This is a genomic window from Aeromonas sp. QDB56 (genome assembly GCF_027705505.1).
GTDB classification, from domain to species: domain Bacteria; phylum Pseudomonadota; class Gammaproteobacteria; order Enterobacterales; family Aeromonadaceae; genus Aeromonas; species Aeromonas caviae.
Map to the genome: position 1 here is coordinate 1 of NZ_JAPDBZ010000160.1, position 8,778 is coordinate 8,778.

Annotated in this window: 7 protein-coding genes, 1 tRNA gene and 1 pseudogene; 3 read left to right on the forward strand and 6 right to left on the reverse strand. The window is 61.4% G+C overall.

Annotation, left to right across the window (positions count from 1 at the left end; all coding sequences use genetic code 11):
• Positions 1–112: 112 nt before the first annotated feature.
• Positions 113–1,339: an alanine racemase gene (gene alr, locus OKB81_RS17950; RefSeq protein ID WP_270665138.1), complete on the reverse strand. Its 1,227-nt coding sequence runs from the start codon at positions 1,337–1,339 to the stop codon at positions 113–115.
• 179 nt (positions 1,340–1,518) lie between these two features.
• Between alr and OKB81_RS17955 the strand changes: the two genes are divergently transcribed.
• Positions 1,519–1,965, forward strand: coding sequence for a methyltransferase family protein (locus OKB81_RS17955; protein WP_010674336.1), 447 nt, complete (start codon positions 1,519–1,521; stop codon positions 1,963–1,965).
• A gap of 73 nt (positions 1,966–2,038) precedes the next feature.
• Here the strand turns inward: OKB81_RS17955 and OKB81_RS17960 are convergent, their stop codons facing one another.
• The 3 genes from OKB81_RS17960 to OKB81_RS17970 form a co-directional block, all read right to left on the reverse strand.
• Entirely contained in the window at positions 2,039–3,298 is a 1,260-nt protein-coding gene (locus tag OKB81_RS17960; protein ID WP_045525467.1) for a dicarboxylate/amino acid:cation symporter, read from the reverse strand.
• 203 nt (positions 3,299–3,501) lie between these two features.
• Positions 3,502–3,978 (reverse strand): CC0125/CC1285 family lipoprotein, encoded by a 477-nt coding sequence (locus OKB81_RS17965; RefSeq protein WP_041212844.1) that lies wholly within the window; start codon positions 3,976–3,978, stop codon positions 3,502–3,504.
• A 120-nt stretch (positions 3,979–4,098) separates the two neighbouring features.
• Positions 4,099–4,175 (reverse strand) — tRNA-Pro (locus OKB81_RS17970).
• Positions 4,176–4,208: 33 nt separating this feature from the next.
• Between OKB81_RS17970 and OKB81_RS17975 the strand changes: the two genes are divergently transcribed.
• Complete coding sequence (locus OKB81_RS17975) at positions 4,209–4,523, forward strand: hypothetical protein (protein ID WP_270665135.1); 315 nt, start codon at positions 4,209–4,211, stop codon at positions 4,521–4,523.
• On the opposite strand, the gene OKB81_RS17980 is transcribed toward OKB81_RS17975, so the two are convergent.
• The gene (locus tag OKB81_RS17980; protein ID WP_039038976.1) at positions 4,513–5,856 is read right to left on the reverse strand and encodes a dihydroorotase; all 1,344 of its coding nucleotides are present in this window, start codon (positions 5,854–5,856) and stop codon (positions 4,513–4,515) included. The two genes, OKB81_RS17975 and OKB81_RS17980, sit on opposite strands and share 11 nt — an antisense overlap.
• A gap of 79 nt (positions 5,857–5,935) precedes the next feature.
• Between OKB81_RS17980 and OKB81_RS17985 the strand changes: the two genes are divergently transcribed.
• Positions 5,936–6,820, forward strand: coding sequence for a 6-carboxytetrahydropterin synthase (locus tag OKB81_RS17985; RefSeq protein WP_160837923.1), 885 nt, complete (start codon positions 5,936–5,938; stop codon positions 6,818–6,820).
• A 289-nt stretch (positions 6,821–7,109) separates the two neighbouring features.
• Here OKB81_RS17985 and OKB81_RS17990 read toward each other — a convergent pair.
• A pseudogene (locus tag OKB81_RS17990) lies at positions 7,110–8,708 on the reverse strand (methyl-accepting chemotaxis protein); the annotation flags it as partial.
• Positions 8,709–8,778: the final 70 nt, after the last annotated feature.

Consider the following 8,778-nt stretch of genomic DNA (forward strand, 5'->3'; position numbering starts at 1 on the left):
CGAAACCCAACAAGGAGTTTCGGATTCTTACACAGCCTGAGGATCGGTCAATGGATTCTTAACTGATCGGCATTAGCTCCCTCGGGAGCCCTTTTTCATGTCAGCAATTTGCTTAGCGCTTGATTTTCTTGGGGTTGGTGTAGCCCCAGACGGTGTACATGTCCGCCAAGAGGGCACCGTTGTACTCCTCCAGATCGGATTGTTTCACCTCGGCATCACCCTGGCGTCCGAACAGGACCACCTCGTCACCGGGTTTGATCCCCTTGATGTCGGTGACGTCCACCATGGTGGTGTTCATGGAGGTCTTGCCCACGACGGGGGCCTTCTGGCCATGGATCAGCACATAGGCCTTGTTGCTCATGGCGCGGCGGTAGCCGTCGGAGTAGCCCATCGGCAGGTTGGCCAGCAGGGAGTCGCGCTTGAGGGTGAAGGTGCGGTCATAGCCGACGGTGTTGCCCGCCGGGTAGTGGTTGACGGAGGCGACCTGGGTCTTGAACGCCATCACCTTCTTGTACTCGGTGTATGAGGGAATGGTGTCGCCATAGATGATGCCGCCCGGGCGCACCATGTCAAAGTAGGCTTCCGGCACTTCCAGGGTGGCGAAGGAGTTGGCGGCGTGGATGGTGAGCTTGCTGCGATCCAGCTTGCCGGCGTCGATGAGCCACTGGTAGTCCAGCTTGAACTGGGCCAGCCCCAGCTTGACGTCCTCTTTCTCCTCCACTGGGAAGTGGGTCATGATGCCGACCGGGGTGATCCCCTTGAGCTTGAGCATGGCCAGGGCATCGGCCTTGGCATCGTCCTGGCGCAGATCGATGCCGTTGCGGCTCATGCCGGCGGAGTTCAGGCCGATGTGCACCGGGATGTTGGTGTGATGGCGCTGGGCGATGTCGGCGATCCCCTTGGCGCTCTCCAGGCTGCCGATGAGCTCTTCCAGCTTGTAGGGCAGGGCGTGCTCCACTTCATCCGGGGTGGCGGCACGCACCCGCATCAGGCGACCTTCGAAGCCCTTCTCGCGGGCAACACGTGCTTCTTCGTTGCTGGCGATGCCGATGCAGGGGATGCCTGCCTTGACCACCGAGGGGACCAGCAGGTCGATGCCGTGACCGTAGGCGTCCGCCTTCATGATGGCGCAGATCTGCGGGCCCTTGTCACCGAGGCGATTCTTCAGGGTCTGGATGTTGTGCTCGAAGGCACCGAGATCCACTTCCAGCCAGGCGTTGGCGGCGGTCTGTTCCTGACCGTTGCGGTGGTCGTCGGCGAGCGGCAGGTAGGGGGCGGCGACCGCCTGGCCGGCCAGCAGGCCAAAGATCAGGGTCGCGAGCAGTGTTTTCTTGTGCATGGGGCAAGTCCTTTCTTATTGTCTTGAGTTGAGGCTGGGCTCATCGCTGAGGCGAGCTGCGGCAGGTCTGGTCATGGCATGTTGCTATGCTAATGATATATTTCACTTTTTATCCAGATGCCGACTCTGGGAGTGTATCTCAACGGCGTCAATCGTGGCACGTGTTGCAGGAAGAAAATATGAAGCTGACGTTGCGGATTCCACCGTTGCTGCTGTTCGTCGTCATCGTGCTCGCCATGTGGCTGGGGCGGGGCGAGGGGAGGGCAGCGCCCCTGTGGCTGGTGCTGGTCGCCACGCTGTGGTTGGCGGGCGCCCTGCTGGGAGGCGGTGCGCTTCTGCATTTCTGGCAGCAGCGCACCACCGTGCACCCCCAGCGGCTGGAGAGCAGCCGGGTGCTGGTGACTCGGGGCGTCTATCGCATCAGCCGCAATCCCATGTACCTGGGGCTGCTCTGCTGGACCCTGGCGCTGGCGTGCTATCTGGGAGGCATGGCAGTGTGGCTCGGGCCGCTGCTGCTCTGGGGCTGGCTTACCCGCTTCCAGATCCTGGCAGAGGAGCAGGCGCTGCGGCGACAATTCGGCGATGCCTATGACGACTATTGCCGGCAGGTCAGGCGCTGGTGCTGAGGCGCGGCGTGCCCCATCAGGCATATGACAACGGCCCGCAGAGGCGGGCCGTTGTCATGGGGGTCAGGGGGGATCACGCCTTGGCGGTGTCCACCTCGCCGAGGGGGGCGGTCTCCCCCAGGCTGTCTTCGCTCTTGGCCACCACGCTCGCGGCGATGGCGTTGCCCAGCACGTTGGTGGCGGAGCGCCCCATGTCGAGGAAGTGGTCGATACCGAGCAGCAGCAAGATGCCCGCTTCCGGGATGTGGAACTGGTTGAGGGTGGCGGCAATCACCACCAGGGAGGCGCGGGGCACCCCGGCCATCCCCTTGGAGGTGACCATCAGCAGCAGCAGCATGGTGATCTGCTGGGCCGTGGAGAGCTCGATGCCATAGGCCTGGGCGATGAACATCACCGCGAAGGTGCAGTACATCATGGAGCCGTCCAGGTTGAAGGAGTAGCCCATGGGGAGCACGAAGCTGGCGATGCGCTTGTCGCAGCCAAATTTCTCCAGCCTATCCAGGGTCTTGGGGTAGGCCGCCTCGGAGCTGGCGGTGGAGAAGGCCAGCAGGATGGGCTCGCGGATGAGGGCGAGCAGGGTCAGGATGCGGCGGCGGATGAAGAGGCTGCCCATGGCGATGAGCAGCAGCCATAGGCAGCCGAGCGCCAGATAGAACTGGGCCATGAAGGTGCCATAGGTAGCGAGGATGCCGAGCCCCTCCTTGGCGACCATGGCGGCGATGGCGCCAAACACCGCGAACGGGGCGAAGTTCATCACGTAGCCAGTCACCTTGAGCATGATCTCGGCGCCGCTGGCCATCAGCTTGACCACGGGCTTGGCGTCGTCCCCCAGGGCGGCGGCGGCCAGCCCGAAGAAGAGGGAGAAGACCACGATCTGCAGGATCTCGTTGGTGGCCATCGCCTCGACCACGCTTTTCGGGATGGCGTGGGTCACGAAATCCTTGAGGGAGATGGCGGTGGCAACCACGCCTGAGCTGGTGCCGTCATCGGGCAGGGAGAGGGAGAGCCCCACCCCAGGTTGCATCAGGTGGACCATGACCAGCCCCAGGGTCAGGGACATCAGGGAGGCGAGCATGAACCAGCCCAGGGTCTTGACGCCGATGCGGCCCACGGTGCGGGTGTCGCCCATCTTGGCGATACCGACCACGAGCGTGGTGAACACCAGGGGGGCGATGATCATCTTGATGAGGCGCAGGAAGATGTCGGTCAGCAGGGTGATGTCATCGGCAAAGCCTGCGGCCTGTGCGGGCGCGAGCAGGCGATAACCCTGCCCGGTCACGATGCCAAGCAACATCGCAATGAGGATGGCAACGGTCAACTTGTTCATTTTCATGGGGGAGTTCCGGTTTCGATAGGTGCAATGCCTGTGCAGGCGGCGAGGGGCCGCCTCAGTCCTTTTTTGTGATCCGGGCGGTGGAATCCAGACAGCCGGTGTGCTGGAGCATGCCTAATCGCGAAGGGGAAATCCAGTGACTTGTTTCGGAGTTTTGTACTGTTGTTAGCTACATTTGATATGCATCTTGTGATTTATTTGTATTAATCGCTGTTTATTTTAATTTTTGCGAGATAAACGGCCTCCATGCTCTGCGCGTCTCGGGGGCTGGCCTCCAGGGTGAAGACGAGCAGGGCCGAGGTGCGATGTTCCACCTGCATGTCGTCCATGAAGGTGTCTGGCTCGTACTCGTCGAACCCGAATTGGGGGCGGGTCGGGGTGACCCTGACGGCATCCCGCGACAGGGTCAGCGTCTCGACCCGAATCCAGGGGTATCCCTTTGCCAGTGCCACCTCACCGGCCCGCTTGAGCACGTATTTGCGCGCCGTTTCCCTGTCCACCAGATCGTTTCCCACAAACTCCAGTTGCCAGCGGGCCGGGCCAAGCTGGGTCTGTGAAAAACCGGTCTGGCCATTCCAGAACGATTTTTCACTGTCATAGGCGGTGGCGCAGCCCGCGAGCTGGCCGACCAGCAGGGCGCTGAGGGCAAGGGTGCAGAAAGTACGAAGGGAAGGCAACATGATGCGGGCCGCTTGGCAAAGGGGGTTTTACTACAGCATAAAGGGGTTGGAGAGACAATCGCGGCGGAAGACCATAAAAGAAAAGGCCTTGTCGTCTGACAAGGCCTTTCTCGGGGAATTTGGTCGGTGTGAGAGGATTCGAACCTCCGACCCTCTACACCCCATGCAGATGCGCTACCTGGCTGCGCTACACACCGACGGAGTCAGCTCGGCTGACGGGGAGGGAGTTTATGGAGATGCCCCGACCCTGTCAACAGGGGAAATTCAGGTTCGAGATCGTTTGCCTGCTTTGCGAGCAACTTCGGATCAAAGTGCGACCAGTGGTGCATTTTGTCGGCACCTCACCGCTGTCTTGCAGGAAAAACGGCCACCCGGAGGTGGCCGTTTGGCGTGATGCTCTCAAGCCGAGATCAGCGGTTGAAGGTCAAGCGCTTGCCCAATACCTTGTCGGTGACTTGGCCGTTCTGCCAGGCTATTTGCCCGTTGACCAGGGTCATCTCAAGCAGGGCGCGCTGGAAGCGGTCATCATCCAGATCAGCGGTTGAAGGTGAGTCGCTTGCCCAATACCTTGTCGGTGACTTGGCCGTTCTGCCAGGCTATTTGTCCGTTCACCAGGGTCATCTCGATGGTGCTCTGGAAGCGGTAGCCGTTGAACGGGGACCAGCCGCACAGGTAGAGCAGGTTGCTGTCGGTGACCACGTAGGGCTTGCCGAGATCCAGCAGCACCAGGTCGGCGAAGTAACCTTCCCGGATGTAGCCGCGATCCTGCACCTGGAAGCGCTCGGCCACCGCGTGGGAGGTCTTCTTGACGATGGTTTCCAGGCTGAAGACCCCGTTGTGGTAGAGCTCCAGCAGCGCCTGCAGGGAGTGCTGTACCAGGGGCACGCCGGACGGCGCCTTGAAGTAGCTGTTCTGCTTCTCTTCCCAGGTGTGGGGAGCGTGGTCGGTGGCGATGATGTCGAGCACGTCGTTGCGTACCGCATCCAGCAGGGCGTGCTGGTCGGCAGCGCTCTTCACCGCCGGGTTGCACTTGATCTGGCTGCCCAGGGTGTCGTAGTCCGCCTCGTTGAAGAAGAGGTGGTGGACGCACACTTCGGCGGTGATGTTCTTGTCCTTGAGATCCTTCAGATCCGGGGTGGCGGTAAAGAGTGAGAGCTCTTTCGCCGTGGTCAGGTGCAGCACGTGCAGCTTGGCGCCGTACTGCTTGGCCAGGGAGACCGCCATGCTGGAGGATTTGTAGCAGGCGTCCGCGCTGCGGATGCGGCCGTGCTCGCGCATGGGCACGTCTTCGCCCCACTTGGCGCGAGCTTCGTCTTCCAGCACCTTGATGGACGGGGTGTCCTCGCAGTGGGTGACGATCATCACCGGGCTCTCGCGGAAGATGGCTGCCAGGGTCTCCTGGTTGTCCACCAGCATGTTGCCGGTGGAGGCCCCCATGAAGATCTTGATGCCGCAGGACTGCTTGGGATCGAGCTTCTTGATCTCTTCCAGGTTGTCGTTGGTGGCACCCAGGTAGAAGCTGTAGTTGGCGGCGGCGGAGTTGGCGGCGATCTGGTATTTGGCTTCGAGGGCGTCGATGGTGGTGGTCTGGGGATTGACGTTGGGCATTTCCATGAAGCTGGTGGTGCCACCGGCCACGGCGGCCCGGGATTCACTGGCGATGGTTCCCTTGTGGGTCAGGCCGGGCTCCCGGAAGTGGACCTGATCATCGATCATCCCGGGGATGAGATGACGGCCCGTTGCATCGATCACCACGGCATCGGGGGCACTGATGTCCGGGGCGACGCGGGCGATCCGCTCACCCTCGATCAGGACGTCGGAGGCATAGATGCGGCCTTCGTTGACCAGGGTGGCATTCTTGATAAGCAATTTGTTCATGGGGGGTTCCAGTTCCTTTGCCGATAATCCGGGGTCATAATATCGCAAACTGCACTTTCTCTGTAGCAAGGCCTGAGTAATGAAGTTATTTGTTAGAGATTTGACTGTGATCGATTCCAGCTATTTATGCGAGCGCCGCGGCATGGTGGGCGAGAGCTGGCTGGTGGACATCGAGATGAGTGGCGAACTCAACGAGATGAGCATGTTGCTGGACTTCGGTCGGGTGAAGAAGCTCATCAAGTCGATCATCGATGAAGAGGTGGATCACAAGCTGCTGGTGCCGACGGAATGTCCCCTGGTCCATGTCCACGCGCTGGACAACGACGAGAGCACCGTGGATCTGCTGCGTCCGGGTCGCGCCATTCACCTGCGTTGCCCGACCCAGGGCTTTGCCTTCATTCCCGCCCCCCAGGTGGATAAAGAGTCGGTGACCCGCTATCTGCTGGGGGTACTGGCCAAGCGTCTGCCCGGCAACATCAAGGATCTCTCCCTGACGTTGCGCTCGGAGCGCATCGAGGGCGCTTTCTATCACTACAGCCACGGCCTCAAGAAGCACGACGGCAACTGCCAGCGCATCGCCCACGGCCACCGCTCTCCCGTCGAGATCCTGGTGGACGGGGAGCGTGACGAGGAGCTGGAGTTCAACTGGGCCGAGCGCTGGGCCGACATCTACCTGGGCACCGAAGAGGACAGGGTGGCCCTTGGCGAACTCGCCCTGAGCGAGCGGGCCGAGGCGTCACTGAAAGAAGGGGACACTCACTACATCGGCTTCAAGTACGTGGCGCCCCAGGGGCTGTTCCAGCTCGCCATGCCGGCGGCGGAGGTGGAGATGATCGACACCGATACCACCATCGAGTTGCTGGCCCACTACATCGCCCGCGAGGTGAAGAAGCAGGTAGGGGACAAGTTCGTCAAGATTGTCGCCTATGAAGGGGTCGGCAAGGGCGCCATCGCCTACGCCTGATCCCGCGCCGCATGCCAGTAAAAAGCAAGGCCCCGCCAATGCGGGCAATGCTGTTCAGATAAGCACATTTTTGACTAATTATTCATAAATGCGACTTGAGTTGGGGGAGCAAGGCTGTTTCCAGTCGATGTTCCTTCAGCCTTTATCCAGCGTGGCTTGCAATAGAAAGAGGGAGGCATCATGCCTCCCTCATTTTTTAGCCCTGATACTACGTGGACTGGAACTCAAATTCTCTTAAGTGAACAGCATTGCCGCCAATGCGGGGCCTTGTCGTATCGGGTCGTGGCCATCAGGCACTGAGGCGGAAGCGCTGGACCAGCCCCTCCTGCTGCTCGGCAAGGGAGTCGAGCTGCTGGCTGGTCTCGGCGACCCGCTCTATGCCCTGATAATTGAGATCCGAGATGTCGGAGATGCGGTTGAGGTTGGTGGCGATGTCGGCGCTGGTGGCCTGCTGCTGCTCGGCGGCGGAGGCTATCTGGCTCGACATGTCGCTGATGAGCACCACGATGCCCTGCACCTCTTCCATGGCGTTGTTGGCCTGGGAGCTCTGATCCACGCAACTGTCCATCTCGCGGGAGCACTCCTGCATCACGTTGACCGCCCGGGCGACGCCTTGCTGCAGGTTCTCGATCATGGTCTGGATTTCGCTGGTGGACTGGGCGGTGCGACCGGCCAGGTTGCGCACCTCGTCGGCCACCACCGCAAACCCGCGTCCCTGCTCGCCGGCACGGGCCGCCTCGATGGCGGCGTTGAGGGCCAGCAGGTTGGTCTGCTCGGCGATGCCGCGGATGACGTCGAGGATGTTGCCAATCTGGCCGCTCATGGCGCTCACGTCGCCAATCACCTTGCCGGTCTGCTGCAGCTTGCCCGCGAGCTGATGGGTGGTGGTGATGTTGCCTGCCATTACCTTGCGCCCCATCTCGGAGGCCTTCTCCACATCCTGCACCCGCTCCAGGGTCTGGTTGGCGGCCTGGGCCACCTCCCGCACCGAGGCCTCCATCTGGGTCATGGCGGCGGCGACCGAGGCGGTCTCCTGACGCTGTTTTTCCAGATCCGCCCGCACCGATTCGGTGGTGTGGCGGTTGTCGTGGGCGGCGCTGTTGAGCTGGGTCGACGCCTGGGAGAGCTGCTTGAGCACATCCCCCATCTGGTGGATCAGCAGGTTGATCTGGCTGGCGAGCTGGCCGAATTCGTTCTGGCTCTTGAAGCCGACGCGCTGGGTCATGTCACCCTGGGTCACCTCGGTCAGCACCCGCAGCAGCTCTTTCAGGGGGCGGCGGATGGCCTTGCCCAGGGTGAAGGCCACCAGGATGGCGACGAAGATGGCGATGGCGATGCTGATCCCCTGGGTCAGGGTACTCTGGGTCTGCACCCGATCGGAGGCCTGGATGCTGGCGTTCATCAGCTGCTGGCTCTGGGCGGTGATCCCCTCCAGCTTGTTCTGGATGCTGAGGATGAGCTGGCTCGCCTGCTTGCTCTGCTCGCGCATGGCCTGCTGTTGCTTCATCAGGGCCAGGTATTGGGAGAGCACGCCGTCATTACCCGTGGTGTCGCGCACGAAGCCATGGACGTAGTGGCCCATGTTGTTGTCGAAGTCCTTGAGCTCCCCCTGGAGATCCTTGATGGTGCTGTTGAAGCCCTCGATCTGCATCTTGTTGCGCTTGAGCGCCGCCTCGATGGGGGCGGGGATGCTCTGGTTGAGGGCATCCATGGTGGAGAGCTCGATGGCGGAGAGCTTGGTGGTCAGGGTCTCGGAGAGCATCTTGATGAAGCTGTCGTCGATGGTGACCATCATGTCCCCCAGGTTCTTCTTGAACTGGGGCAGGCTGACCTGGAACTGGCCCTTGGCCTGATTGACCTTGTGCAGCCGGGTGAGCAGGGCAGGGTGAGAGCGTGAACATCCTGTTAAATTTCAGAGAGTTTTTGCAGGCCAGCTGCGAGCACAGTGTCCAGATAGT